The sequence below is a fragment of the Streptomyces sp. WAC 06738 genome (assembly GCF_003945505.1).
Taxonomy (GTDB): domain Bacteria; phylum Actinomycetota; class Actinomycetes; order Streptomycetales; family Streptomycetaceae; genus Streptomyces.
In genome coordinates, this window is record NZ_CP029618.1 from 1,484,844 (window position 1) to 1,510,449 (window position 25,606).

Annotated in this window: 19 protein-coding genes and 1 pseudogene; 8 read left to right on the top strand and 12 right to left on the bottom strand. The window is 74.0% G+C overall.

The window, feature by feature from the left end:
• Positions 1-2: 2 nt before the first annotated feature.
• From cysD to DMB38_RS37650, 4 genes and pseudogenes are all read right to left on the bottom strand, one after another.
• Positions 3-929 carry a sulfate adenylyltransferase subunit CysD gene (cysD, locus tag DMB38_RS06185; RefSeq protein ID WP_125934286.1) on the bottom strand — a complete coding sequence of 309 codons (927 nt, stop codon included), beginning with the start codon at positions 927-929 and terminating at the stop codon, positions 3-5.
• Positions 926-1,495, bottom strand: a complete 570-nt coding sequence (gene cysC, locus DMB38_RS06190) for an adenylyl-sulfate kinase (RefSeq protein WP_125934287.1) — start codon at positions 1,493-1,495, stop codon at positions 926-928. The genes cysD and cysC overlap by 4 nt, the downstream gene beginning before the upstream one ends.
• Positions 1,488-2,669 (bottom strand): glycosyltransferase family 4 protein, encoded by a 1,182-nt coding sequence (locus DMB38_RS06195; RefSeq protein WP_125934288.1) that lies wholly within the window; start codon positions 2,667-2,669, stop codon positions 1,488-1,490. Before DMB38_RS06195 ends, cysC begins: the two co-directional genes overlap by 8 nt.
• Before the next feature lie 688 nt (positions 2,670-3,357).
• Positions 3,358-4,098: pseudogene (locus DMB38_RS37650) on the bottom strand (sulfotransferase); the annotation flags it as partial.
• 364 nt (positions 4,099-4,462) lie between these two features.
• Between DMB38_RS37650 and DMB38_RS06205 the strand changes: the two are divergent.
• A complete protein-coding gene (locus tag DMB38_RS06205; RefSeq protein WP_125934289.1) occupies positions 4,463-4,765 on the top strand; it encodes a hypothetical protein in 303 nt (100 codons plus the stop codon).
• Positions 4,766-4,834: 69 nt separating this feature from the next.
• Here the strand turns inward: DMB38_RS06205 and DMB38_RS06210 are convergent, their stop codons facing one another.
• Positions 4,835-5,284, bottom strand: coding sequence for a hotdog fold thioesterase (locus DMB38_RS06210; RefSeq protein WP_101425109.1), 450 nt, complete (start codon positions 5,282-5,284; stop codon positions 4,835-4,837).
• Positions 5,285-5,303: 19 nt separating this feature from the next.
• Positions 5,304-7,634, bottom strand: a complete 2,331-nt coding sequence (locus tag DMB38_RS06215; protein ID WP_125934290.1) for an FdhF/YdeP family oxidoreductase — start codon at positions 7,632-7,634, stop codon at positions 5,304-5,306.
• A gap of 146 nt (positions 7,635-7,780) precedes the next feature.
• Here DMB38_RS06215 and polA point away from each other — a divergent pair, with 146 nt between their 5' ends.
• Positions 7,781-10,456, top strand: a complete 2,676-nt coding sequence (polA, locus tag DMB38_RS06220) for a DNA polymerase I (protein ID WP_125938846.1) — start codon at positions 7,781-7,783, stop codon at positions 10,454-10,456.
• A 201-nt stretch (positions 10,457-10,657) separates the two neighbouring features.
• On the opposite strand, the gene pyk is transcribed toward polA, so the two are convergent.
• The 5 genes from pyk to pepN all read right to left on the bottom strand — a co-directional run bounded on the left by pyk (position 10,658) and on the right by pepN (position 18,554).
• On the bottom strand, positions 10,658-12,091 hold the full coding sequence (gene pyk / locus DMB38_RS06225) for a pyruvate kinase (protein ID WP_125934291.1): 1,434 nt from the start codon (positions 12,089-12,091) through the stop codon (positions 10,658-10,660).
• 134 nt (positions 12,092-12,225) lie between these two features.
• Positions 12,226-12,933, bottom strand: a complete 708-nt coding sequence (locus DMB38_RS06230) for an SIMPL domain-containing protein (RefSeq protein ID WP_125934292.1) — start codon at positions 12,931-12,933, stop codon at positions 12,226-12,228.
• Positions 12,930-14,348, bottom strand: a complete 1,419-nt coding sequence (locus tag DMB38_RS06235; protein ID WP_125934293.1) for a SidA/IucD/PvdA family monooxygenase — start codon at positions 14,346-14,348, stop codon at positions 12,930-12,932. The genes DMB38_RS06230 and DMB38_RS06235 overlap by 4 nt, the downstream gene beginning before the upstream one ends.
• Entirely contained in the window at positions 14,338-15,795 is a 1,458-nt protein-coding gene (locus tag DMB38_RS06240; RefSeq protein ID WP_125934294.1) for an aminotransferase class V-fold PLP-dependent enzyme, read from the bottom strand. Before DMB38_RS06240 ends, DMB38_RS06235 begins: the two co-directional genes overlap by 11 nt.
• 206 nt (positions 15,796-16,001) lie before the next feature.
• Positions 16,002-18,554: an aminopeptidase N gene (pepN, locus tag DMB38_RS06245; protein ID WP_125934295.1), complete on the bottom strand. Its 2,553-nt coding sequence runs from the start codon at positions 18,552-18,554 to the stop codon at positions 16,002-16,004.
• Between the two features lie 102 nt (positions 18,555-18,656).
• On the opposite strand from pepN, the gene DMB38_RS06250 reads away from it, so the two are divergent.
• Positions 18,657-19,484 (top strand): hypothetical protein, encoded by an 828-nt coding sequence (locus DMB38_RS06250; RefSeq protein WP_125934296.1) that lies wholly within the window; start codon positions 18,657-18,659, stop codon positions 19,482-19,484.
• A gap of 93 nt (positions 19,485-19,577) precedes the next feature.
• Here the strand turns inward: DMB38_RS06250 and DMB38_RS06255 are convergent, their stop codons facing one another.
• Positions 19,578-19,937: a chorismate mutase gene (locus DMB38_RS06255; RefSeq protein WP_125934297.1), complete on the bottom strand. Its 360-nt coding sequence runs from the start codon at positions 19,935-19,937 to the stop codon at positions 19,578-19,580.
• A 93-nt stretch (positions 19,938-20,030) separates the two neighbouring features.
• Here DMB38_RS06255 and DMB38_RS06260 point away from each other — a divergent pair, with 93 nt between their 5' ends.
• The 5 genes from DMB38_RS06260 to DMB38_RS06280 all read left to right on the top strand — a co-directional run bounded on the left by DMB38_RS06260 (position 20,031) and on the right by DMB38_RS06280 (position 25,526).
• A complete protein-coding gene (locus DMB38_RS06260) occupies positions 20,031-21,005 on the top strand; it encodes a DMT family transporter (protein WP_125938847.1) in 975 nt (324 codons plus the stop codon).
• Positions 21,006-21,145: 140 nt separating this feature from the next.
• Positions 21,146-22,081 (top strand): ATP-binding cassette domain-containing protein, encoded by a 936-nt coding sequence (locus DMB38_RS06265; RefSeq protein ID WP_125934298.1) that lies wholly within the window; start codon positions 21,146-21,148, stop codon positions 22,079-22,081.
• Positions 22,078-22,902 (top strand): ABC transporter permease, encoded by an 825-nt coding sequence (locus DMB38_RS06270; protein ID WP_125934299.1) that lies wholly within the window; start codon positions 22,078-22,080, stop codon positions 22,900-22,902. Before DMB38_RS06265 ends, DMB38_RS06270 begins: the two co-directional genes overlap by 4 nt.
• A gap of 279 nt (positions 22,903-23,181) precedes the next feature.
• Complete coding sequence (locus DMB38_RS06275; protein ID WP_240662001.1) at positions 23,182-24,867, top strand: histidine kinase; 1,686 nt, start codon at positions 23,182-23,184, stop codon at positions 24,865-24,867.
• Positions 24,864-25,526 carry a response regulator transcription factor gene (locus DMB38_RS06280; RefSeq protein WP_047015196.1) on the top strand — a complete coding sequence of 221 codons (663 nt, stop codon included), beginning with the start codon at positions 24,864-24,866 and terminating at the stop codon, positions 25,524-25,526. The genes DMB38_RS06275 and DMB38_RS06280 overlap by 4 nt, the downstream gene beginning before the upstream one ends.
• The last annotated feature ends 80 nt before the right edge of the window (positions 25,527-25,606 follow it).

Here is a 25,606-nt window from a genome sequence, read left to right on the forward strand (position 1 = left end):
GATCAGAAGTAGCCTTCGCGCTTGCGGTCTTCCATGGCGGCCTCGGACATCTTGTCGTCGGCCCTGGTGGCGCCGCGCTCGGTGAGGCGGGTGGCGGCGATCTCGGCGATGACCTTCTCGATGGTGTCGGCGTCGGAGTCGACGGCACCGGTGCAGGACATGTCGCCGACGGTGCGGTAGCGCACCGTGCGGGTCTCGACGCGCTCGCCCTTCTTGGCGCCGCCCCACTCGCCGGGGGCGAGCCACATGCCGCTGCGGAGGAAGACCTCGCGGCGGTGCGCGTAGTAGATCTCCGGGAGCACGATCTTCTCGCGGGCGATGTACTGCCAGACGTCCAGCTCGGTGAAGTTGGACAGCGGGAAGACCCGGACGTGCTCGCCGACGGCGTGCTTGCCGTTGTAGAGCTGCCACAGCTCGGGGCGCTGGCGGCGCGGGTCCCAGCCGCCGAACTCGTCGCGCAGGGAGAAGATGCGCTCCTTGGCGCGGGCCTTCTCCTCGTCGCGGCGGCCGCCGCCGAAGACCGCGTCGTAGCGGGCCTCCTCGATGGCGCGCAGCAGCGGCACGGTCTGCAGCGGGTTGCGGGTGCCGTCGGCGCGCTCCTTCAGCTCACCGCGGTCGATGAACTCCTGGACGGAGGCGACGTGCAGCCGCAGGTTGTGCTGCGCGGCGACGCGGTCGCGGTACTCCAGCACCTCGGGGAAGTTGTGCCCCGTGTCGACGTGCAGCAGCGCGAACGGCGGCGGGGCCGGCGCGAACGCCTTCAGCGCCAGGTGGAGCATCACGATGGAGTCCTTGCCGCCGGAGAAGAGAATCACCGGGCGCTCGAACTCCCCCGCGACCTCGCGGAAGATGTGCACCGCCTCGGACTCCAGCACGTCCAGGTGCGGCAACTGGAAGTCCTGGGCGGCGGCCTGCTCGAACCGGCTCATGCGAGACCTCGTTCCACCAGTGCGGCGTGAAGCATCGCCGCGGATTGTTCGACACTCTGCTCGTGCGTGGGGATGCGCAGATCGGGGTCCGCGGGCGGCTCGTACGGGTCGTCCACGCCGGTGAGTCCGGAGATCTCGCCGGCCGCCTGCTTGGCGTAGAGGCCCTTCACGTCGCGCTCGGCGCAGACGTCGACGGGCGTGGCCACGTGTACCTCCACATACGTCGTACCCTCCGTCTGGTGGCGCTTGCGCACCGCCTCGCGGCTGTCCGCGTACGGGGCGATCACCGGCACGAGGACCTTCACGCCGTGCGACGCGAGGAGTTCGGCGACGAAGCCGATGCGCTGCACGTTGGTGTCGCGGTCCCCCCGGGAGAAACCGAGGCCGGCGGTGAGGAATTCCCGGATCTCGTCGCCGTCCAGCACCTCCACCCGGTGGCCGGCGTCCCGGAGCCGCTCGCCGAAGGCGCGCGCCAGCGTCGTCTTGCCGGCGCTGGGCAGGCCGGTGAGCCAGATCGTGGCGCCGCGCGCGTGTACACCGTCGGCGCCGGGTGCGTTGTCAGGCACTCCCACTCCCGTGAATCTCCTCGAAAAGTGCCTCCCACTGCGGATGGACCGCCTCGGGAGTGTAGGAGCGCGACGTCTGCAGTGCCGCCGCTCCCATGTCGGCCCGTAGGCCCTCGTCGTCCATGAGCTGCCCCATGGCCTCGGCGAGCCCGTCCACGTCCTTCCGGGGCACCAGCAGGCCGTCCTTCCCGTGGGTGAGCACGTCGGCGGGACCCGTCGGGCAGTCGAAGCTGACCACGGGGAGTCCGTGGGTCATCGATTCGATCATCACCATGGGCAGGCCCTCGAACCGCGAGCTGAGCACATAAAAGGATGCTCTTGCAAGTTCGTCGTCCAGTTTGTGCGTGTGCCCCATCAGAAAGACGTGGTTGTACAGGTGGTTCTCGTTGATCAGCCGGCGCAGCTCGGCCTTCTTCTCGCCGGTGCCGAAGATGCGCAGTTGCCAGTCGGGGAACTTCTCCACGAGCTGCGCCCACGCGGGGATCAGCATGTCGAAGCCCTTCTGGGGGAAGAGCCGGCCGGCGGCCACGGCGACGTGTGCCGCGTAGGTGGTGAGCTTCTTGTCGCCGGTGTGCACGGCGTTGGGGATGCGGACGACGCGGGTGCCGGGCAGCAGCTCCTGGTAGTCCTCGCGGTCACCGTGGGTGAGGACGGCGACGGCGTCGAACCGGGGGTACTCGCGCTGGATGGCGGCGCGGATGTCCGACGGGTGCGTGCCCAGGTTCATGTGCTCCTGGGCGATCTTGTGGCAGGAGCGCGGGGTGAACCGGGCGGTGAGAAAGTTCAGCCCGGGGCGGGTCGGGACGATCACGGCGTCGTGCTGCCGCTCCAGCCAGTCGATGACGGTGTCCTCGACGTAGCGGTTGTAGCGCTCGTACGCGAACTCCCCCGCCGGGATGTACCGGGGCGGCCGGCCCTCGCGCTCGACGCGCTTCTCCGCCGCCCGGGGCCCGGCCGCGGCCAGCTCCGCCTCGCGGGCGCCGGGCCGCTGGTCGACCAGGGTGGTGATGGTGACCTTCGGGTGGAGGGGGAAGTGGGGCTCGTCGCGGGTGCGCTGCATGCTGGCGATCTCGACGTCGTGGCCCGCGGCGGCCATGGACCCGGCCTGGTTGAAGACGGTGCGGATGGTCCCGCCGGTGCCGTAGGCGTGCATGAGCAGATAGCGGATCTTCATGAGGCCGGCAGTACCTCGACGGAGAGGTTGTCCTTGATGGTGTAGTACGGCTTGACCTCGACGTCCGCGCCGTCGATCTCGGCGGGCTGGCCGGGGAAGACCATGATGTTCTTCTTGCCGGTGATCCCGTCGAGGTGGCGGCCGGCGCGCAGCCGGACCTCCGCGTCGCCCTCGGGCGCGGCCAGGTGGATGTCCCACTGGGCCGGGGGGTCAGCCCCGCGGGCGCGAGGTCGGCGACGGGCACCGTGACGTCGAACCCGCCGTCCGCAAGGTCCGCCGGGTAGCGCAACTGCTGGTCCTCGTGGTCGCGCCGGACGAGGAGAAGCTCCCAGGGGCCGCGGGCGTCGGTGACGCCGTGCAGGCTGCCGGTGAGGCGTACGGCGCCGTCGCGGGGCCAGACCTCGGCGATCTCGGCGTGCGGCTCGCGGGCGACGGCCGCGGCGGCCTCTTCCGCTCCGCCTTCGAGGTAGCCCCAGGCGGCGCTGATCTCGCGCAGCGGCTCGGGGATCTCCTCCTCGGCCGGCAGCGCGCGGCCGGCCTGTACCTGGCCGCTGCGGATCTTGTCCTTCCAGTCGCCGAGACCCTTCTTGTAGCTGGTCTGGGTCCGGGAGCCGTAGTCGAGCATGCCGGGCTCGAAGTCGATCTCCAGGTAGGAGCAGATGCCCTTCATGGCGGACTCGGGGTCGTCGGTCAGCTCCTCGTACCGCACCACGTGGCCCGGGAGGCCCTGGCGGGCGCGTTCGGTGGCACGCATGTAGCGCAGCGCGTCGAGGGCGGCCTCCTCCTCGGTGCGCTTCTCCGGGTCGGCCTCGTACCAGGAGCGGGCGATGGAGGCGGGGTGGCGGAGGAGGAAGATGAACCGGGCGTCGGGCCAGCAGGCGGCGATGCGCTTGTACGCGAAGGTGTTGCTGGGCGTCTTCTCCACCAGGAAGTCCTTGCCGGAGCGCACCAGCTCGCGGTGGAGCACCCGGTCCCAAATGAGGTGCTCCAGGTCGCCGCGCTCCAGGCCCAGCTCGGCCATGGCGCGCTCGGCGAGCTTGGTGCCGGTGGTGACCTCCAGCCGGCGGAAGTGCAGCTCGTGCGCGGAGTGCAGGCGCGAGTGCGCGTTGAGGAGCAGGCGCAGCAGGGTGGAGCCGGAGCGTACCGGCGACATGATGAACACGGGCCGCCTGAGTAGCCGGTCGACTTCGGGATCCTCCGGGGGGCGGTACGCGACCTGCGCGACCGGCTTCGTCTCCGCGGGCTCCTTGGCCGGGGCGGGTTTCTGGGCAGGCTCATGCGGCAGCCCGGCCTTGCGGATCTCGTAACCCGTGGTTGCGCCGAGCTTGTGATTCAGCTTCCGGAGGAGGTTCATGCGCCCCGAGGCTAGAAGGCGTTTGTGAGACGGGCAACGTACCCGCGCGGCATGTTCGCTAAACATGCAGGTCATAGCCAGTTTGATTCACGCCGAGTGGCGCTGGTCACAGCGACCTCGGAGGGCGGGGAAGACCTGCGGAATCCCGTACCGGGCACTGCCTCTCACCGCCCGGACGGGTGAATTCCGCACGGGACGTCGGCGCCGCCAGGGTGAGGGGGTGCTGAGAACCATGAGAGCGGGATGAGAGCGGACGGCCCCGGGGGCGGCCGCTCTGAGCGTATCGGGTGAGCGATTCTCATGTGCTTCTCATCCCCGGGTCCGCGGCGGTGTCCCGCGGCGGGACACGCGGGCGGGCGGCGGGAGTTCGGGACCGCGGGCGGCGCGGTCGATGGTGGTGCCCGTGCCGGACGGACCGGCACGGAAGGGATGTCTCACCATGAACGTGACGATGAAGCGCGCCGCGGTCACCGCGGTCGCGGCGCTGGCGGTACTGCTGGGCACCGCGGGCGCGGCGAGCGCCGCCGAGGGGCACGCCGCGCCCCAGCGACCGTGCGCGACGCAGGGCAAGCACGTCTCGCACGGTCCGGCCGGCCCGGCGGGCCAGGCAGGCAAGCGGGTGCACGTGAAGGACGTGCCCCGGGGGCACTGCAAGAAGGCCAAGTGGACGCACGCCCGCTGGGAGCGCAAGCCGGTGAAGAAGGTCGTCGTCAGGGACGGGCTGAGGGGGCCGCGCCACTGACGCCGTGCGGCGGCGGCCGGCGGTCGGCGGACCGTTCAGGCCGCCGCCGTGCGCCGGTCCGCCGCGGGGTCAGGCGTCGCGCAGCAGGCAGGTGAGCCGTGCGGTGCACACCCGGCGGCCCTCCTCGTCGCTGACGACGATCTCGTACGTCGCGGTGGACCGGCCGCGGTGCAGCGGGGTGGCGACGCCGGTGACCACGCCGGCGCGCAGACCCCGGTGGTGGGTGCAGTTGAGGTCGACGCCGACGGCGACCTTCGCCGGGCCGCCGTGCAGCATCGCGCCGACGGAGCCGAGGGTCTCGGCGAGCACCGCGGAGGCGCCGCCGTGCAGGAGCCCGTACGGCTGCGTGTTGCCCTCCACGGGCAGCGTGCCCACGACCCGCTCCGGCGCCGCCTCCAGCACCCGCAGGCCCATGCGCTGCCCGAGGGCGCCGGCGGAGAACAGCTTCTCCAGGTCGACGCCGACGCCGGCGAACTCGTCGAGGATCTCTCGGGGGAACTTCGTGGTGTGCTCGCCCATGGGCGCCCGGCTCCGTCCTTTACGCCGTCGTGTCGGGCTCCACCGTAGACGCGGCCGGTTCCAGCCTGACCACCAGGGACTTGCTCGTGGGGGTGTTGCTCGTGTCCGCGGTGGAGTCCAGCGGCACCAGCACGTTGGTCTCCGGGTAGTACGCGGCCGCGCAGCCCCGGGCCGTCGGGTAGTGCACGACGCGGAAGCCGTCCGCGCGCCGCTCGACACCGTCGTGCCACTCGCCGACGATGTCCGCGTACGCGCCGTCGGCGAGGCCGAGGTCCGCGGCGTCGTCGGGGTGGACGAAGACGACGCGCCGCCCGCCGCGCACGCCGCGGTAGCGGTCGTCCAGGCCGTAGATCGTGGTGTTGTACTGGTCGTGGCTGCGCAGCGTCTGCAGCAGCAGCCGCCCCTCGGGCACCTCGGGGTACGTCACGGGGCCCGCGGTGAAGTTGGCCTTGCCGGTGCTCGTGGGGAAGCGCCGCTCGTCGCGCGGGGCGTGCGGCAGGGTGAAGCCGCCGGGGCGGCGGACGCGGGCGTCGAAGTCCTCGAAGCCGGGCACCACGCGCGCGATGCGGTCGCGGATGCGCCCGTAGTCACTGCTGAACTCCTCCCAGGGCGTGGCGCTGTCCTCCCCCAGCACCGCGCGGGCCAGCCGGCAGATGATCGCGACCTCCGACAGCAGCGCGTCGCCTGCGGGCGCGAGCCGGCCGCGGGAGGCGTGCACGACGCCCATGGAGTCCTCGACGGTGACGAACTGATCGTGGCCGCGGCCGTCGGGCCCCGGCTGCCGGTCGCGCTCGGTGCGGCCCAGGGTGGGCAGGATGAGCGCGCGGGCGCCGGTGACGACGTGGCTGCGGTTGAGCTTGGTCGAGACGTGCACGGTGAGCCGGGCGCGGCGCATCGCGGCCTCGGTGACCTCGGTGTCGGGCGAGGCGGAGACGAAGTTGCCGCCGACCGCGAAGAAGACCTTGGCGGCGCCGTCGCGCAGCGCGCGGATGGCGCGTACGACGTCGTAGCCGTGGTGGCGGGGCGGCTCGAAGCCGAACTCCTTCCGCAGCGCGTCCAGGAAGGCGGGCGCGGGGCGCTCGAAGATGCCCATGGTGCGGTCGCCCTGCACGTTGCTGTGGCCGCGCACGGGGCAGACGCCGGCGCCGGGGCGGCCGACGTGGCCGCCGAGGAGCAGGAAGCTGACGATCTCCTTGATGGTGGGCACGGCGTGCTTGTGCTGGGTGAGGCCCATCGCCCAGCAGACGACGATCTTGTCGGCGGCCAGCACGAGTTCCGCGGCGCGGTCGAGGTCGGCGGCGGTGAGGCCGGTGGCGCGCTCGGCGTCCGCGTCGGCGTAGCCGCGGGCGGCGGCGGCGTACTCCTCGTAGCCGTGGGTGTGCTCCGCGATGAACTCCTCGTCGACGGCCTTGCCGCCGGAGTCGTGCGCGGCGAGGACCCGCCGGGCCAGGGCGCGGAAGAGCGCCTGGTCGCCGCCGACGCGGACCTGGAGGAAGAGGTCGGTCAGCGGGGTGCCGCCGCGCGCGAGGCCGCGTACGGTCTGGGGGTTCTTGAACCGGACCATGGCCGGTTCCGGCAGCGGGTTGACGGTGATGATGCGGGCGCCGTTCCGCTTGGCGCGCTCCAGCGCGGTGAGCATGCGCGGGTGGTTGGTGCCCGGGTTCTGGCCGGCGACGATGATCAGGTCGGCCTGGTGGAGGTCGTCGAGCAGGACGCTGCCCTTGCCGACGCCCAGGGTCTCGGTGAGCGCGGAGCCGGACGACTCGTGGCAGAGGTTCGAGCAGTCCGGCAGGTTGTTGGTGCCGAACTCGCGGGCGAAGAGCTGGTAGAGGAACGCGGCCTCGTTGCCGGTGCGCCCGGAGGTGTAGAAGACCGCCTCGTCGGGTGAGTCGAGGGCGGTCAGTTCCTCGGCGACGATGGCGAACGCCCGCTCCCAGGAGACCTGCTCGTACGTCTCGGCGCCCTCGGCGAGGTACACGGGGTGGGTGAGCCTGCCCTGCTGGCCCAGCCAGTAGCCGCTGCGGCCGGCGAGGTCCGCGACGGGGTGCGCGGCGAAGAACTCGGGGGTGACGCGGCGCAGCGTCGCCTCCTCGGCGACGGCCTTGGCGCCGTTCTCGCAGAACTCGAAGGTGTGCGGCTTGTCCGGGTCGGGCCAGGCGCAGCCGGGGCAGTCGAAGCCGTCGCGCTGGTTGACGCGGAGCAGGGTGCGGGCCGTACGCCGTACGCCCATCTGTTCCTGCCCGGTGCGCAGCGCGTGCGCGATGGCGGCGGCGCCGACGGCCGACTGCTGGGGCGAGGTGACCTCGGGGGCGTCCTGTACGGGGTCGCCGACGGGCGGTTTGCCGGCCATGGCGGTCACCCTTTCTCCGGTGGGGCGTACGGTTCCGATCCTGCCATGCCGCACCGTCACGGGCTCCGTTGTCAGTGCGGCATGGCAGGATCGGGACCGTGGCTGAGAACGGATCGAAACCCCGCAACCCCAGCAGCCCCCGCCTGATGCTGCTGGACGGACATTCCCTGGCATACAGGGCGTTCTTCGCGCTGCCCGCGGAGAACTTCTCCACCGTCGGCGGGCAGGTCACCAATGCGATCTACGGCTTCACGTCGATGCTGTCGAACACGTTGCGTGACGAGGCACCGACGCATCTGGCCGTCGCCTTCGACGTCTCGCGCAAGACCTGGCGCTCCGCGGAGTTCGCTGACTACAAGGCGAACCGGTCGTCGACGCCCGACGACTTCAAGGGCCAGGTCGAGCTCATCGGCGAGCTGCTGGACGCGATGAACGTGCCGCGCTTCGCCGTCGAGGGCTTCGAGGCGGACGACGTGATCGCCACGCTGGCCACGCAGGCCGAGGCGGCCGGGTTCGAGGTGCTGATCGTCACCGGCGACCGGGACTCCTTCCAGCTCGTCTCCGACCATGTGACGGTGCTCTATCCCACCAAGGGCGTCTCCGAGCTGACCCGCTTCACCCCGGAGAAGGTCGAGGAGCGGTACGGCCTGACCCCCGCGCAGTACCCGGACTTCGCCGCCCTGCGCGGCGACCCCTCCGACAACCTGCCCGGCATCCCGGGCGTCGGCGAGAAGACCGCGGCCAAGTGGATCAGGCAGTTCGGGTCGTTCGCGGAGCTGGCCGAGCGGGCCGAGGAGGTCAAGGGCAAGGCCGGACAGAATCTGCGCGACCACCTCGACGCGGTGAAGCTCAACCGCCGCCTGACCGAGCTGGACCGCGCCGTCGAGCTGCCCGCCCGGCCCGAGGAACTGGAGCGCAAGCCGTACGACAGGACGGCGCTCCAGGTCGTCATGGACGCCCTGGAGTTCCGCAACCCCAACTTCCGCGAGCGGCTCTTCAACGCCGACCCGGGCGCCGCCGAGGCGGTGGTCGAGCCGGAGCCGGGGGTGCAGGTCGACGGCCGGGTGCTGGCGACGGGCGAGCTGGCGCCGTGGCTCGCCGAGCACGGCTCCGCGCCCCTGGGCATGGCCACCGTAGGCACCTGGCAGCTCGGCGTCGGCAGCGTCTCCGAGGTCGCGCTGGCCACCGCGGAGGGCCCCGCCGCGTGGTTCGACCCGGCCCGGCTGGACGCCGCGGACGAGCAGGCGTTCGCGGGCTGGCTCGCGGACCCCGGCAGCGCCAAGACGGTGCACGACGCGAAGAGCGCGATGCGCGTCTTCGCCGAGCACGGCTGGACGGTCGAGGGCGTGGCGATGGACACGGCGCTCGCCGCCTATCTGGTCACCCCCGGCCGGCGGACGTTCGCGCTCGACGCGCTCTCGATCGCCTACCTGGGCCGCGAGTTGGAGCCCCCGGCGGCCGACGGGCAACTGGAGCTGGGCCTCGACGGCGCGGAGGGCGACCAGGAGGCGGCCGAGCGGGACGCGCTGATGCGCACGGCCCGTACGGTCCTGGACCTCGGCGAGGCGCTGTCGGAGAAGCTGGCGCAGGTCGGCGCGGCGGAGCTGCTGGGCGACATGGAGCTGCCGGTCTCCGCGGTGCTGGCGGGGATGGAGCGGGCCGGCGTCGCCGTCGATCGGGCCCATCTGGAGGCCATGGAGGAGCAGTTCGCCGGCGCGGTGCAGCAGGCCGTCCGGGAGGCGCACGACGCGGTGGGCCACGAGTTCAACCTCGGCTCGCCCAAGCAGTTGCAGGAGGTCTTCTTCGGCGAGCTGGACCTGCCGAAGACGAAGAAGACCAAGACGGGCTACACGACGGACGCCGACGCGCTGGCCTGGCTCGCCACCAAGACCGACCACGAGCTGCCGGTCATCATGCTGCGCCACCGCGAGCAGGCCCGGCTGCGCTCCACGGTCGAGGGGCTGATCAAGACCATCGCGGCGGACGGCCGGATCCACACCACGTTCAGCCAGACCGTCGCCGCCACCGGACGGCTCTCCTCCACGGATCCGAACCTGCAGAACGTGCCCATCCGTACCGACGAGGGCCGGGCGATCCGGCGCGGCTTCGTCGTCGGCGAGGGATACGAGTCGCTGCTCACCGCCGACTACAGCCAGATCGAGCTGCGTGTGATGGCCCATCTGTCGGAGGACGAGGGCCTGATCGAGGCGTTCACCTCCGGCGAGGACCTGCACGACACGGTCGCCTCACAGGTCTTCGCGGTGCCGCGCACCGAGGTCGACGCCGAGATGCGCCGGAAGATCAAGGCGATGTCGTACGGGCTGGCCTACGGGCTGTCCGCGTTCGGCCTCTCGCAGCAGCTCGGCATCGAGGCGGCCGAGGCCCGCAAGCTGATGGAGAACTACTTCGAGCGCTTCGGCGGCGTCCGTGACTATCTGCGCCGCGTCGTCGACGAGGCGCGGGCGACGGGCTACACGGAGACGATGTTCGGCCGCCGCCGGTACCTGCCCGACCTCAACAGCGACAACCGCCAGCGGCGCGAGATGGCCGAGCGGATGGCGCTCAACGCGCCGATCCAGGGCACGGCCGCGGACATCGTGAAGCTCGCGATGCTGCGGGTGGACCGGGCGCTGACGGCGGCGTCGCTGGAGACGCGGCTGCTGCTCCAGGTGCACGACGAGGTCGTGCTGGAGGTGGCGCCGGGCGAGCGCGAGCGGGTGGAGGAGCTGGTGCGCCGCGAGATGGCCGGCGCGGTGTCCCTGCGGGCGCCCCTGGACGTCGCGGTGGGCGTCGGCCCGGACTGGGAGTCCGCCGCGCACTGAGCGCCTCTCCCCCGGCGCGGGCGGGGAACAGCCCGGTCCGCGGCTCCGCCGGCGGGAGCGGGAGTTGCGAGACTCACCGCTGCCCGCCTGCGGTGAGCAGCGGCGGCCGGGCGCGGTGTTCCGCATGCACGGAAGCCCGCGAGTACAGCGATGCCCTGGTTGCCCACCCGGCCGCCCCGCCGAAGGCGACCCCGCGGTACGTCAGCTCGCCGGGTCGTCCTCGCCGATGTGGTGGACGCGGACGAGGTTGGTCGAGCCGGGGATGCCCGGGGGGCTGCCGGCGGTGATCACCACGACGTCGCCCTTGCGGCAGCGGCCGATCTTCAGCAACTGCTCGTCGACCTGCGCCACCATCTCGTCGGTCGTCTGCACCATCGGGCCGAGGAACGTCTCCACGCCCCACGTCAGGTTGAGCCGGCTGCGCGTCGCCGGGTCCGGGGTGAACGCCAGCACCGGGATCGGCGAACGGTAGCGCGAGAGCCGCCGCACCGTGTCGCCGGACTGCGTGAACGCCACCAGGTAGCGCGCCCCGAGGAAGTCGCCGATCTCCGCCGCCGCGCGCGCCACCGCGCCGCCCTGCGTGCGCGGCTTGCTGCGCTCGGTCAGCGGCGGCAGGCCCTTGGCGAGCATCTCCTCCTCCGCCGCCTGCACGATCCGGCCCATCGTCCGCACCGTCTGGATCGGGTACTTGCCGACGCTCGTCTCACCGGAGAGCATCACCGCGTCCGTGCCGTCCATCACCGCGTTGGCCACGTCGGACGCCTCGGCGCGCGTCGGCCGGGACGCCTCGATCATCGAGTCGAGCATCTGCGTGGCGACGATGACCGGCTTGGCGTTCCGCTTGGCCAGCTTCACCGCCCGCTTCTGCACCATCGGCACCTGCTCCAGCGGCATTTCCACGCCCAGGTCCCCGCGGGCCACCATGAGCCCGTCGAAGGCGTCGACGATGCCCTCCAGGTTCTCCACCGCCTGCGGCTTCTCCACCTTGGCGATCACGGGGACCCGCCGACCCTCCTCGTCCATGATCCGGTGGACGTCGCGGACATCCTGCCCGGAGCGGACGAAGGACAGCGCGATGATGTCCGCGCCCGCGCGCAGCGCCCAGCGCAGGTCATCACGGTCCTTGGTGGAGAGCGCGGGGACGGAGACGGCGACGCCGGGCAGGTTGAGGCCCTTGTGGTCGGAGACCATGCCGCCCTCGATGACCATCGTGCGGACCCGGGGCCCGTCCACGGCGGTCACCTCCAGCGTGACGCGGCCGTCGTCGACGAGGATCCGCTCGCCCCGGCCGACGTCGGCGGCCAGCCCGGCGTACGTCGTACCGCAGCACTGGCGGTCGCCTTCGACCGGATCGACGCTGATGGTGAATTCATCGCCCCGTTCGAGAAATACAGGACCTTCGCGGAACGTGCCGAGGCGGATCTTCGGGCCCTGAAGGTCGGCGAGCACGCCGACGCTGCGCCCCGTTTCGTCCGCGGCCTTGCGCACCCGTGCGTAACGCTCCTCGTGCTCAGCGTAGGTGCCATGGCTGAGATTGAACCTGGCGACGTCCATTCCCGCCTCGACCAGCCCCTTGATCTGGTCGTATGTGTCGGTGGCAGGACCCAGGGTGCAGACAATCTTCGCTCGGCGCATACATTCGACTCTATGACTTACCGGCAGGTAGGGAACCGGGTATTGCCCATTCCCCAACGACATTTGAGCGAAGGTCTATTGAGATCGAGCTGACAACTAATAAAACGTGCGGGCCACTGCTCTGATGAGCGCTTTCAGAGTTGCGGACGGGACATGGTGAACCTCGCGTTCACCCGTGCGTAGACAGTCTGTCGCTGGGGTTCGAGGTCGAGCGCGGGGGCCGCCTCCCCGCCGGGGACCGCGAGGCCGCCGTAGCCGCGGGTCGCCTCCGTCGCCAGCCACGCCTCCTGCCGCTCCGCGCCCTCGTCGGCGATCTCCAGCACGGCCGTCAGCTCCGCGCCCACCGCCTCGGCGTACTCGCGGGCCCGCGTCACCGCCTCCCGTACCGCCTGCTGCCGCGCCTCGCGGTGCACCGGCGAGTCCGGGCGCAGCGCCCACCACGGCCCTTCGACGCTCGTGAGTTCGAGGTCGGCGGCCCGGGTGCTCAGCTCGCCGAGCGCGGTGAAGTCGCTGAACGTCGCCGCAAGCCGGACCCGGCCGTGGTAGCGGCGCACGCGCTCGCCGCGGCCGTGCCGGCCGAGTTCCGGGGTCACGAGCAGCGCGCCCGTCTCCAGCTTCTCGACCGCGTCGCCGTACGACCTGATCAGATCGCGCGCCTCGGCGTTGCGGCGGGTGAGGTCCTCCAGCGCGGTGCGCCGGTCGGTGCCGCGGACGGCGACGGTGACGGCGATCCGGGCGATCTCCGGGTCGACTTCGAGCCGCGCTTCGCCGCGGACGGCGAGGCGCGGCTGGTCCGGGGTGCCGTAGGGGGCCGGGGCGGGAGCGGGGGGCGGGTTCGTCATGCCCTTACTGTGCCAGGGTCCGGCGCGCGCGGGATGCGGGGCGCCGGTTCCCCGGGCCGTGCGCGCCGGTCCTGCCGGAGCCCGAAGGTGGTGAAGGCGGTACGGCTCGGCAGCGGGTACGGCTCCGCGCCGGTGACGTCGTCGAGGATGACGGCGCTGCGGTGCGCCGCCAGGCCCAGGTCGGGCGCGCCGACGCCGTGCGTGTGCCGCTCGGCGTTCTGGACGTAGATCCGGCCCGTGACCTCGGGGCCGAGCACCAGGCGGTGCCGCTCGTCGACCTGCGGGCGGCCCGCGGCGTCGCGCTGCAGCAGCGGCTCCAGCGGGGCGAGGAGGCCGTCGAGCGGGCGCTCGCGGTAGCCGGTGGCGAGCACCACGGCGTCGGTGCGCAGCGTCTCGCGGGCGCCCTGCGCGGCGTGCTCCAGGTGCAGTTCGATGCGGTCCGAGCCGAGGCGCCCGGCGGTGCGTACGGTGACGCCGGGGGTGAGGACCACGTCGGGCCAGCCGCCGCCGAGGGTGCGGCGGTACAGCTCGTCGTGCACGGCGGCGATGGTCTCGCCGTCGATGCCCTTGTACAACTGCCACTGCCGGGGCAGCAGTTCGTCGCGCACCTCCTCGGGCAGCCCGTGGAAGTAGTGCGCGTAGTCGGGCGTGAACTGCTCCAGGCCCAGCTTGCTGTACTCCATGGGCGCGAACGCCGGGGAGCGGGCCAGCCAGTGCAGCCCCTCCGCGCCCGCGGGCCGGGCCCGCAGCAGGTCGAGGAAGACCTCCGCGCCGGACTGCCCGGCGCCGACGACGGTGACATGCCCGGCGGCGGCGAGGCGGGCGCGGTGGGGCAGGTAGTCGGCGGAGTGCACGACGTCGGCCGTGGGCGAGCCGACGAGCGGCCGCAGCGCCTCCGGTACGTACGGCTCGGTGCCCACCCCCACGACGAGGTGCCGGGCGTGCGCGCGGCCCAGCGCGGCGGCCTCGCCGGCGGCGTCGAGCTGGGCGAAGTCGGCCTCGAACAGGCCGCTCTCCGCGTTCCAGCGGACGTCCTCGACCTGGTGGCCGAAGTGCAGGCCGGGAAGCTGCCCGCTCACCCAGCGGCAGTACGCGTCGTATTCGGCGCGGTGGGCGTGGAAGCGCTCCGCGAAGTAGAAGGGGTAGAGCCGCTCGCGCACCCGCAGGTAGTTGAGGAAGCTGAAGGGGCTGGTGGGGTCGGCGAGTGTGACGAGGTCGGCGAGGAAGGGCACTTGGAGGGTCGTGCCCTCGATGAGCAGCCCGGGGTGCCAGCGGAACTCCGGGCGGCGCTCGTAGAAGGCGGTGGTGAGGCCGCGGACGCGGGCGGCGAGGGCGGCGAGGGAGAGGTTGAACGGGCCGATGCCGATCCCGGCGAGGTCCAGGGGGCGCCGGCGGCCGGTCTGCTCAGCGGACATCGGAGACGGTTCCGTTCTCGCGTTCCTGCCGGGGCGAAAGGGCCGGTGCCCGGTGGGCCTCGGTGACGAGCTTCAGCAGGTTGCGCAGGTCGCCGGGGTGCACATGGGGGTTGAGCAGGGTGGCCTTCAGCCAGCGCCGCCCGCCCGCCTCGGCGCGGCCGAGCACCGCGTGCCCGTCGGCGAGCAGCCGCCGCCGCAGCGCGGCGACCGCGGCGTCGTCGGCGCCGGCGGGCCGGAAGAGGACCGTGGTCAGCGTCGGCGGCGCGTACAGCTCCAGCTCGGGGTCCTCCTCGACCAGCTCGGCGAGGTGCGCCGCCGCGGTGAACGTCCCCTCCACCAGCTCCGCGATCCCCGCGCGCCCCAGGGCGCGCAGCGTGACGGCGATCTTGAGGACGTCGGCGCGGCGGGTGGTGCGCAGCGAGCGGTGCAGCAGTGCGGGCAGTCCCGCGTCGGTGTCGTCGTCGGCGCTGAGGTAGTCGGCGGTGTACGCGAGCGGCGCCAGGTCGGCGTCGTCGCGTACGGCCAGGAAGCCGGCGGCGATCGGCTGCCAGCCCAGCTTGTGCAGGTCGAGTGCGACGGTGTGGGCCCGGTCGAGCCCGTCGACGAGGTGCGCGCGGGCCGGGGCGAGGAGCAGCAGCCCGCCGTACGCGGCGTCCACATGCAGCCGGGCGCCGTGCGCCGCGGCGGCGTCGGCGAGCGCCGGCAGCGGGTCGACGGCGCCGGCGTCGGTGGTGCCGGCGGTCGCGACGACCAGCGCCGGGCCCGGGGCGCCGCCGGGGCCGCGGATCTCCGCGAGCACGTCCCGGACGGCGGCCGGGTCCAAGACGCCGCGCGGCGTCGGCACGACGTGCGGGGCGCGCATGCCCAGCAGCCACGCGGCACGGCGCACGCTGTGGTGGGCACTGGCGCCGGCGACCACCTGCACGCCCGGGCCGAGGAGTTCGCGCGCGAGCAGCAGCGCGAGCTGGTTGGCCTCCGTGCCGCCGGTGGTGACCAGCGCGTCGGGCCGGGCGGCACCGGGGTGGACCTCGGCGGCGACGGCGGCGGCCACCTCGGCCTCCAGCTCGGCGGCGGCCGGGGCCTGGTCCCAGGAGTCGAGCGACGGGTTGAGCGCGCCGGCCGCGAGGTCCGCCGCGGCGGCGACGGCGAGCGGCGGGGCGTGCAGGTGGGCGGCGCAGTGCGGGTCCGCCGGGTCGGCGGCGCCTTCGGCGAGGAGGCGGACGAGGCCGGCGAGGGCCGCGTCCGCGCCGACGCCGGTGTCGGGCAGCACGGGGCGGACGGCTTCGCGCACCCGCGCGGCGACGGCCGCCGGGCCGCCGGCGGGCAGCGGCCCCCGGCGGCGGTCGGCGCCGTCGCCGAGGGCGGCGAGGACGGTGTCGAGGTACGGGCGGAGGGCGCGGGGGCCGGCGGGGCCGCCCGCGAGGGCGGCTTCGGCGGCAGCGGGCATGCAGTCTCCTGAGGGCGCCGGTCCCGGAGGGCCGGTGGTGAGGTGAGGCGGCCCTAACCTACTTCCGCCATTTCTCCGAAACGCACCGTTCTGCCCGGGAGTTCGCCCGTACGTGGGAACGCGTCAGGACGCGGAGGGACGTGTTCCACGATCTGCTACGGGGCCGGGCGCGACGCCGTTCCGGCAGCCGCGCCCGGCCCGTTCCGCTACGCGGTCCCGGCGTCCGCCGCCTCGCGCACGCGCAGCGCCCGGCCCAGGTCGTCGAGTTGGTCGGCCAGCCGCCGCCGCAGCGCCGGCACCAGGTCGTCCCGCTCCAGGCACTCCCGGCCGAGCCGCAGGGTCTCCGCGTCCACGAACCCCCGCGGGAACCCGGAGCGCCCCGCCGCCTCGGCGATGGCCGGGCCGCGGCGCCCGGCGAGCCCCGGCGTCTCGGCGAACCAGCGCGGCACGTACGGCGCCAGCACCTCGCGCTGCTCCGGCTGCCAGAAGCCCAGCGCGGTGGCGGTGAAGAGGTAGTTGGAAAGCTCGGCGGCACCGGCCGCGCCCCCGTACATCGACTCCCAGGCCGCCGCCTTCGCCCCGGCGTCCGGCAGCGCGGCGAGGCACCGCGCCGCGCCCTCCTGCGCGGACGCGCCGGGGTCGCGCGCGACCTCCGCCTCGATCCGCTCCGGGGTCGTGGCGCCGAGGACGGCGAGCCGCACGAGGCAGCGCCAGCGCAGGTCGGGGTCGAGCACGGGGCCGCCGGGGACGGTGCCGGCGGCGAGCCAGTCGCGTACCTCGTCGGGCTCGTCCGCGCAGTCGATGAGGGCACGTACGGCCGCGAGCCGCAGCCCCGGGTCGTTGTCGTCGTCGGTGCGGCGCAGCAGTTCGCGGCAGGTCTCCGCGACCGTCGCACGGGCCGCGGGGCGGTCCGCGTCGGGCACGTAGGCGCCCGCGACCGGACCGCGGGCGAAACCCAGCACGCCCTGGACGACGGCGAGGTCGTCCTCTGCCGGCAGGTGCGCGGCGGCGGCCCGGAGGTAGTCGGCGGGCGGGAGTTCGGCGTCGCGGACCATGTCGCGGGCCGCGTTCCACAGCACGGCGCGGCTGAGCGGGTCGGGGATGCCGGACAGGCAGCGCAGCGCGGTCTCCCAGGAGCCCTCGTCCAGCCGGATCTTGGCGTACGTGAGGTCGCCGTCGTTGACGAGCACGAGGTCGGGCGCCCGGCCCTCCGCGGACGCGGACTTCAGCCCGAGGTCCGCGGCGAACTCCTGCGCCGCCCTCTCGCGCAGCACCATCCGGCCCGGCTCGCCGGGGACCTCGTCGTAGAGGCCGACGTCCAGCCGGTGCGGGCGGCGCCCGGCGTGCTCGACCTCCAGCACCCACACGTCGTCCGCGCCCTGCCAGGTCTCGGGACGGAACGTGTCGACGCCGGTGGTGCGGAGCCAGGCGTCAGCCCACTCGGGCACGTCGCGGTCGGAGGCGCGGTCCATGGACGCGATGAAGTCGGCGAGGGTGGCGTTGCCGAAGCGGTGCCGGGAGAAGTAGTCGTCGAGCCCGGCGAAGAAGTCCTTCTCGCCCATCCAGGCGACGAGTTGGCGCAGCGCGGAGGCGCCCTTCGCGTACGAGATGCCGTCGAAGTTCTGCAGCGCGGAGGCGCTGTCGGAGACGCGCGGCGGGGCGACGGGGTGCGTGGAGGGCCGCTGATCGGCGTCGTAGCCCCAGCTCTTGCGGGCGATCGCGAAGTCGGTCCAGGTGCCGGTGAAGCGGGTGGCCTCGGCGAGGATCTGGTAGCCCATGTACTCGGCGAAGGACTCGTTCAGCCAGATGTCGTCCCACCAGCGCAGCGTCACCAGGTCGCCGAACCACATGTGTGCCATCTCGTGCGCGATGACCATGGCGCGGGTCTGGCGCTCGGTGTCGGTGACGGCGGAGCGGTAGACGAACTCGTCGCGGAAGGTGACCAGGCCCGGGTTCTCCATGGCGTTGGCGTTGAACTCCGGGACGAACGCCTGGTCGTAGGAGTCGAAGGGGTACGGCTCGGCGAACCGCTCGTGGTAGCGGTCGAAGCAGCGCCGGGTGACGTCGAACAGTTCCTCGGCGTCGGCGTCGAGATGGGCGGCGAGGGAGCGGCGGCAGTGCAGGCCGAAGGGCAGCCCGGCGTGCTCGGTGTGGACGGAGTGCCAGGGTCCTGCGGCGACGGCGACGAGGTAGGTGGCCAGCGGCGGGGTGGTCGTCAGCCGCCACCGCACGCCGGCTGCGGGCTCCGCGCCGGGGCCCGCGTCCGCTTCCTGGTGGGCGATGCCGTTGCCGAGCACGGTCCATCCCGCGGGCGCGGTGACGGAGACGTCGAAGACGGCCTTGAGGTCGGGCTGGTCGAACGCGGCGAAGGCGCGCTGCACGTCGTCCAGGAAGAGCTGGCTGTAGACGTACGTCTCACCGTCGGCGGGGTCCGTGAAGCGGTGCATGCCCTCGCCGGTGCGCGAATAGCTCATGACGGCCTCGACGCGCAGTTCGTGCTCGCCCTCGGCGAGTTGCAGCGCGAGCCGGTTGTCGTCGAGCGCGCCGGTGTCCAGGTCCCGGCCGTCGAGCGTGGCACGTACCAGCTCGGCGGGCCGGATCTCGACGAACGTCTCCGCCGCCGTGCGGGCGGCGAAGGTGATGACGGTGCTGGAGCCGAAGACCTCCTCACCGCGCGTCAGGTCGAGGTCGACGGCGTAGTGGCGGACGTCCAGCAGGTCGGCGCGGAGCTGCGCCTCGGCGCGGGTGAGTGCGGGCATGGGCCTTATGCTGCCTCACGACCTGCGGGTACGACGACACCCGGGCGGGGTCGGCCCGCGGGCTCGCGTCCCGGCCGCGGTGGCGGGGCTACGCTGCCGGGCGTGCCGGACAGAACGCTGGAGGCGCTGGGCCTCGCGACCGTACCCCTGCTGGAGCCGCTGGCGTATCCGGGGCCGCCCGTGCCCGGTCCCTCGCTGCTCGCCGGCGACCGGCTGCTGCCGCTGCGGCCCGCGCCGGGCGGGGTGGGGCGGTGGCGGGTCGCGGACGGCGGTACGGGCACAGGGCTGGACGAGGCGCTGGCGGCGCTCGGGCAGCCGCCGGTGGCGGCGCGGGTCCCGGTGCTGGCGCTGGGGTCCAACGCGGCGCCGGGGCAGGTGCGGCACAAGCTCACGCACCTGGGGCTGCCCGCCGTCGTGCCGGTCTCCCCGGTCACCGCCGGGGGCCTCGGCGTGGGCGTCTCGGGGCACATCAGCGCGCCGGGGTACGTCGCGGCCGCCCCGTACGCCGAGGCGGGCGCCGAAGCGGGGCTGTGGGTGACGTGGCTGGACGACGGGCAACTGCGGGCCGTCGACGGCACGGAGATGCCGAACTACGGGCGCGCCCTGCTGCCGGCCGCGGAGTTCCCGGTGCGGCTGCCCGGCGGCGGTCTGCTGCCGGACACGTACGTCTACTACAACGTCCGCGGCATCCTCTCCGACGGCCGCGGCCGTCCCCTCCCCCAGGCGCTGGACCAACCCGCCCTCCTCACCCGCCTCCTCGCCGCCTCCTCCCGGCTGCGGGACCTCCTGGGCCCGGCACCCCGCGACTGGGTCGCCCGCGCGGGCGCCGACGCCGGGGTGCGGGAGGCGGGGACGCGGATCTTCCACGAGGAGGGCTGGCTGCTGCCGGAGCGGACCTTCGCGGCGTACGACGCGGGCGGCGGGGCGTAGGAGACGGGCGGGGAGCGCGCGGCCCGCCCGCCCACCGCGCGTGCTGCGCCGTCCTCTTGCCCACGTGCGGGACCGGGCTCCGGAGCCGTTTCGTCAGGGGGCGGAGGGGGATTCCGGGGCGGCGGAGTTGGCGATGGTCTCGTGGTGCCGGATGACCTCGGCGATGATGAAGTTGAGAAGTTTCTCCGCGAACGCCGGGTCCAGCTTGGCGCTCTCCGCCAGCTCGCGGAGGCGGATGATCTGGCGGGCCTCGCGGGCGGGGTCGGCGGGGGGCAGGTGGTGGGCGGCCTTGAGGCGGCCGACCTGCTGGGTGCATTTGAAGCGTTCGGCGAGCATGTGCACGACGGCCGCGTCGATGTTGTCGATGCTGTCGCGGAGCCGGTCGAGCTCGGCGCGTACATCGGATTCGGAGAGGCCGTCCATGGCCGACGGGGACGTGGAGTGGTCGGTCATGCCGCCACCGTAACAGGGGCGGGCCGGTTGTCAGTGCCGCCTGTTACCTTCCTGGGCATGGCAAACGTGCAGGCGGGGGCGGACCGGCGGGCGATGGCCGCGGCGGCGGTGACGGTGGTGCTGTGGGCGTCGGCGTTCGTCTCCATCCGGGACACGGGCGAGCACTTCAGCCCCGGCGCGCTGGCGCTCGGCCGGCTGCTGGCGGGCTCGGCGGCGCTGGCGCTGCTCCTGCTCGTGCGCCGCGAGGGGCTGCCGCCGCGGGGGGCGTGGCCGGGCATCGCCGTGTCGGGCACGCTCTGGTTCGGGGTGTACATGGTGGCGCTCAACTGGGGCGAGCAGTTGGTCGACGCGGGCACGGCCGCGATGGTCGTGAACGTGGGGCCGATGCTCGTGGCGCTGCTCAGCGGCTGGCTGCTGAAGGAGGGCTTCCCGCGGATGCTGCTGGCGGGCCTCGGCGTGTCCTTCGCGGGCGCCGTGGTGGTGGGGATATCGATGTCCGACGGGGGCAGTTCCTCGCTCGGCGGGGTGCTGCTGTGCCTGCTGGCCGCGGCGACGTACGCGAGCGGGGTCGTCAGCCAGAAGCCGGCCCTGGCGCACGCCTCGCCGCTCCAGGTCACGGCGTACGGCTGCATGACGGGCGCGGTGCTGTGCCTGCCGTTCGCCGGGCAGTTGGCGGGGCAGATAGGCGACGCGCCGCTCTCCGCGACGGCCAACGTGGTCTATCTCGGCATCTTCCCGACGGCGCTGGCCTTCACGACGTGGGCGTACGCACTGGCGCGGACCACGGCGGGGAAGATGGGCGCCACGACGTACGCGGTGCCGGCGCTCGTGGTGCTCATGTCCTGGGCGGCACTGGGCGAGGTGCCGGAGGTGCCGACGCTGCTGGGCGGCGCCCTGTGCCTGGCCGGCGTGGCGGTGTCGCGCCGCCGGGGCGTGCGCCGCGACCCGCGCGTCGTCGCCTCGGGCGGTACGGAGGCGGGCACGCCGGCGGTCGGTGCGGCACCGGCGGCCGGAACGGCGGCCGGGGAGCCGGCCGGAGGACCGGCCCCGGAGGAGAAGCCGTGCTGAGCGTGCGGGCGGCGCGGCCCCGCTGAGCGGCTGGGGTGTGCCCGGGGCCCTGGCGGGGTCCTCCCGTGGTACTACGAGCCCGCGCGGATGCGGGCCGTGGTCGGACGTTCTGCCCGGCCGCGCCGCCTAGCGTCGCGGGTATGACGATCGAAGTACGCGGGCTCACCAAGCGGTACGGCGAAAAAACCGCCGTCGACGACCTGACCTTCACCGTGCGCCCGGGAACCGTGACGGGCTTCCTCGGGCCCAACGGCGCCGGCAAGTCCACCACGATGCGCCTCATCGTGGGCCTGGACGCGCCGACGAGCGGCTCCGTCACCGTCAACGGCCGCCCGTACGCCCGGCATCCCGCGCCCCTCGCCGAGGTCGGGGCACTGCTGGAGGCGCGGTCCGTCCACACCGGGCGCAGCGCGTACAAGCATCTGCTCGCGCTCGCCCTGACCCACGGCATCCCGCGGGCGCGGGTGGAGGAGGTGATCGAGGCGGTCGGGCTGGCCGGGGTGGCGCGCAGGCGCGCCGGCGGGTTCTCGCTGGGCATGGGGCAGCGCCTCGGCATCGCCGCCGCGCTGCTGGCCGACCCGGCGGCCGTCGTACTCGACGAACCGGTCAACGGTCTCGATCCCGAGGGTGTCCTGTGGATCCGCAACCTGCTCAAGGAGCTGGCGGCGGAGGGCCGCACGGTGTTCGTCTCGTCGCATCTGATGAGCGAGATGGCGCTCACCGCGGAGCACCTGGTCATCGTCGGCCGCGGGCGGCTGCTCGCGGACACGACGGTGACGGAGTTCGTACGGGCCGCCGGGCGCGACGAGGTGTCGCTGCGATCCCCGCAGGCGGGCCGGTTGCGGGAGTTGCTGGCCGGCCCGGGCGTGGAGGTCGCCTCCGACGGACCGGACGAGCTGCGGGTCCGCGGCGTCCGCGCCGAGGACATCGGCCTGACGGCGGCCGCGCACGGCGTCCCGCTCTTCGAACTGACGCCGCACCGGGTGTCGCTGGAGGAGGCGTTCATGGAGCTGACCAGGGACGCCGTCGAGTACCACGGACCCGCCGCGGGGCGGAAGGAGGAGATCGCCGCATGAGTACCCCGCCCCTGACCGCACCCGGCACGGGCCGCACGCACGCCGCCGCCGGTGGCGGCTACCGCGTGACGTACCCGCGGGTGCTGCGCGCGGAGTGGTCGAAGCTGTGGTCGCTCCGCTCGACCTGGTATTCGCTGGCCGCCGTCGCCGTGCTGGCCGCCGGCATCGGCCTCGCCATCGGCGCCAGCTACACCGACGGCGGCGGCGACGGTCCCCAGGACCCCGTCGAGGTCAGCCTCCTGGGCCTCAACTTCGGCCTGCTGATCCTGGCCGTGCTGGGCATCCTCACCACCGCCGGCGAGTGGTCCACGGGGATGGTGCGTACCACGATGTCGGCGGTGCCGCGGCGGCTGCCGGTGCTGTGGGCAAAGGCGGTCGTCTTCGGCACGGTGAGCTTCGTCCTGACGCTGGCGACGGCGCTGGTGACGTTCCCGCTGGCGCAGGCGTTCCTCGCCGGCACCCCCATCGCCGCCGGCCTCGGCGACCCCGGGGTGGGGCGGGCCCTGGTCACCACGGCCGCGGGGGCGGCGCTGATCGCCGTGCTCGGAGTGGCGGTCGGGGCGCTGCTGCGCGGCGTACCGGCGTCCATCGGGGCGTTCGTGGCGGTGCTGATGGTGGTACCGAGCGTGGCGCCGCTGCTGCCGTACGACTGGGTGGAGGACGCCGTGGCGTACACCCCGCTGGCCGCCATGGAGCCGCTGATGGCCGCCCACCCGGCTCCGGACCTACCGTCGATCGGCACCGCGCTCGTCACCATGGCCGTCTGGGCGGCGGCCGGGCTGGCCGGGGCGGCGCTGCGGCTCAGGCGCCATGACGTCTGAGTGCCGCTGGGCCACCATGGGCCGAGGGCGGGCGGCGGGTGCGCGGCGATGCGTCGTCCGGCCGGCGGGGCCGGGCGGGCGGAGCGTCCCGCCGGGGCGGTGAGGGCGGGGGATGGCGTGAATGGGGCAAGAGGCGCGGGTGGCGACGACGCCCCTGCGAGTGGCGGCAACGGCCGGGGGGACGGTGGCGGGATGACACGGGAAGCGACAGCGCGGCAAGCGGAAGGGCCCGGCGCGGACGGGGGCACGGCGGCGGGGCGGGGCACGGGAGCGGATCCGGTGCCCGCGCCCCCGCCCACGCAGCGCCTCCACGCCGCCGCGCAGCGTTTACGGCGTTTCGACGCCCGCCGTCCGGCCGTGTGGGACGCGGTGCTGACCGGCCTCGTCGCCTTCCCGGGCCTCGTCCAACTCACCCTCGGCGACTGGCGCGGCGACTCCCGGGACCAGCCCGGTGCGGACCCCGCCGCGCTGGCGTCGATGACGCCGACCGTGCCGTGGCTGATCTGGGCGGGCATGGTGGCGGCGATGCCGTGGCGCCGGCGCTACCCGTTCGCGACGTTCTGCGCGGCCGCCGCGCTGACCTTCGTCCACGACGCGTACCACCTGGCGCTCGCCTCCGTGATCGCGCTCGGCGTCGCCCTGCACAACGTCGCACTTCGGCTGCCGCTGTCACGGCTGCTCTGGGTAGCCGCGATCCTGGCGGTGGACATCGGCGCGGAGACGCTGCGCGAGCCGCCGGAGGACTTCGTCCGCACGTATCTGCCGGTGATCGCCATCGCCGCGACCATCGTGATGAGCGGCATCACCGTACGCACCCGGCGCGACTACATCGCCTCCCTGCTGGACCGGGCCGACCGGCTGGAGGTCGAGCGCGACCAGCGGGCGCGACTCGCCGCCGCGGCCGAACGCGCCCGGATCGCACGCGAGATGCACGATATCGTGGCGCACAACCTCTCGGTGATCGTCGGCCTCGCGGACGGCGGCGCGTACGCGGCCCGCCGCGGTGGCCCGGCGGCGGGCGGCACGGGCGGCCCCGCCGACCGCGCCGCGGAGCGGCCCGCGCAGGCGCTGGAGGCGATCTCCACCACCGGCCGGCAGGCACTGGGCGAGTTGCGCCGCCTCCTGGGCGTCCTGCACGAGCAGGACGCCGGTGCCGGGCCCGCGCACCTGGCGCCGCAGCCGGGGCTGGCCGAGCTGGACCCGCTGCTGCAGCGGGTACGGGAAGCGGGGCTGCCGGTGCGCTGTACGGTGCGCGGGGACTCGGGAACGCTCTCGGAGGGGCGGCAGTTGACCGTCTACCGGATCGTGCAGGAGGCGCTGACGAACACGCTCAAGCACGCGGGCGCGGGTGCGACGGCCGCGGTGCGTCTGGACTGCGGGACGGGCGGGGTGGAGATCGAGGTGACGGACACGGGGGCGCCCGCCGGACGGGACGGCGAAGCCCAGGGCCGGAACGGGCGCGCACACGTGCCGGGGGAAGCGGGTGACGGGAGCGGGCCCCTGGCCGGGGCAGGGACCGTGCCGGGAGCCGGGACCGGAGGCGGGTCCCCCGCCCGGGAAGGGTCCGCGGGCGTGTGGGCCCCGGGCAGCGGTGACGAAGGGCGCGGTCACGGCGGCCGGGGCATCGCGGGCATGCGCGAGCGCGCCGCCGTCTATGGAGGCACCCTCGACGCGGGCCCCGCCGCGGGCGGCTGGCGCGTGTACGCCACGCTGCCGCCGGTGGCCGAACCCGCGACCGCCGGCGCGTCCCCGTCCGCACCCGGCCCTTCGCACCTCGCCGCCCCCTCGCCCGGGTCTCCTCACACACCCGCTGCCGGGACCCCGCGCGCGGGCGCCTCCTCTCCCCCCGCGGCTTCGCACGTTTCCTCTTCCGCGCCCCCGCGGGAGTCCTCGCCCGCTGCCGGCGGCCCGCCCCCTGCCGGGAGGCCGCCCGTGCCCGGTCCCCCGCCGGAGGCGACTCCGTGACCAGCGTGCTCATCGTCGACGACCACGCTCTCCAGCGGTTCGGCTTCCGGATGCTGCTGGAGAGCCAGGGGGACATGGCCGTCGCCGGCGAGGCCGGCGGCGGCGCGGAGGCGGTGCGGCTGGCCGCGGAGCTGCGGCCCGACGTCGTCCTGATGGACGTCCGCATGCCCGGCCTCGACGGCATCGAGGCCACCCGCCGCATCACCGCCGCCGGCGGCCGCACCCGCGTGCTGATCCTGACGACGTTCGACCTCGACGAGTACGCCTTCGCCGGGCTGCGCGCCGGCGCCAGCGGGTTCCTCGTCAAGGACGCGCTGCCCGACGAACTGCTCGCCGGGATCCGGGCGGTGGCCTCCGGCGAGGCCGTGGTCGCCCCGGCGCTGACCCGCCGGCTCATCGAGCGCTACGCGCACCTGCTGCCCGCCCGCAGCGAGCCCGCGGGGCCCGACCCGCGGCTCGCCGTGCTCACCGACCGGGAGCGCGAGGTGCTGCGGGCCGTCGCGCTGGGCTGGACGAACGGCGAGATCGCGGAGCGGATGCACCTCGCCGAGTCGACGGTCAAGACGCACATCGGCCGGATCCTCGGCAAGACCGGCGCCCGCGACCGTGTGCAGGCGGTGATCTTCGCGTACGACACCCGCCTGGTACGCCCCGGCTGACCGGCGCCGCCCGCGACGCCGTACCGCGGCACCCGGCCCGTACGCCCGTGACCGCGGGGCGTGCCCGCCCACCCACCGGC

Coding starts and splice junctions, on each gene's coding strand:
- cysD (WP_125934286.1), bottom strand. CDS start 929: ATGAGCCGGTTCGAGCAGGCCGCCGCCCAGGACTTCCAGTTGCCGCAC.
- DMB38_RS06195 (WP_125934288.1), bottom strand. CDS start 2,669: ATGAAGATCCGCTATCTGCTCATGCACGCCTACGGCACCGGCGGGACC.
- DMB38_RS06205 (WP_125934289.1), top strand. CDS start 4,463: ATGAACGTGACGATGAAGCGCGCCGCGGTCACCGCGGTCGCGGCGCTG.
- DMB38_RS06210 (WP_101425109.1), bottom strand. CDS start 5,284: ATGGGCGAGCACACCACGAAGTTCCCCCGAGAGATCCTCGACGAGTTC.
- DMB38_RS06215 (WP_125934290.1), bottom strand. CDS start 7,634: ATGGCCGGCAAACCGCCCGTCGGCGACCCCGTACAGGACGCCCCCGAG.
- polA (WP_125938846.1), top strand. CDS start 7,781: ATGCTGCTGGACGGACATTCCCTGGCATACAGGGCGTTCTTCGCGCTG.
- pyk (WP_125934291.1), bottom strand. CDS start 12,091: ATGCGCCGAGCGAAGATTGTCTGCACCCTGGGTCCTGCCACCGACACA.
- DMB38_RS06230 (WP_125934292.1), bottom strand. CDS start 12,933: ATGACGAACCCGCCCCCCGCTCCCGCCCCGGCCCCCTACGGCACCCCG.
- DMB38_RS06235 (WP_125934293.1), bottom strand. CDS start 14,348: ATGTCCGCTGAGCAGACCGGCCGCCGGCGCCCCCTGGACCTCGCCGGG.
- DMB38_RS06240 (WP_125934294.1), bottom strand. CDS start 15,795: ATGCCCGCTGCCGCCGAAGCCGCCCTCGCGGGCGGCCCCGCCGGCCCC.
- pepN (WP_125934295.1), bottom strand. CDS start 18,554: ATGCCCGCACTCACCCGCGCCGAGGCGCAGCTCCGCGCCGACCTGCTG.
- DMB38_RS06255 (WP_125934297.1), bottom strand. CDS start 19,937: ATGACCGACCACTCCACGTCCCCGTCGGCCATGGACGGCCTCTCCGAA.
- DMB38_RS06260 (WP_125938847.1), top strand. CDS start 20,031: ATGGCCGCGGCGGCGGTGACGGTGGTGCTGTGGGCGTCGGCGTTCGTC.
- DMB38_RS06265 (WP_125934298.1), top strand. CDS start 21,146: ATGACGATCGAAGTACGCGGGCTCACCAAGCGGTACGGCGAAAAAACC.
- DMB38_RS06270 (WP_125934299.1), top strand. CDS start 22,078: ATGAGTACCCCGCCCCTGACCGCACCCGGCACGGGCCGCACGCACGCC.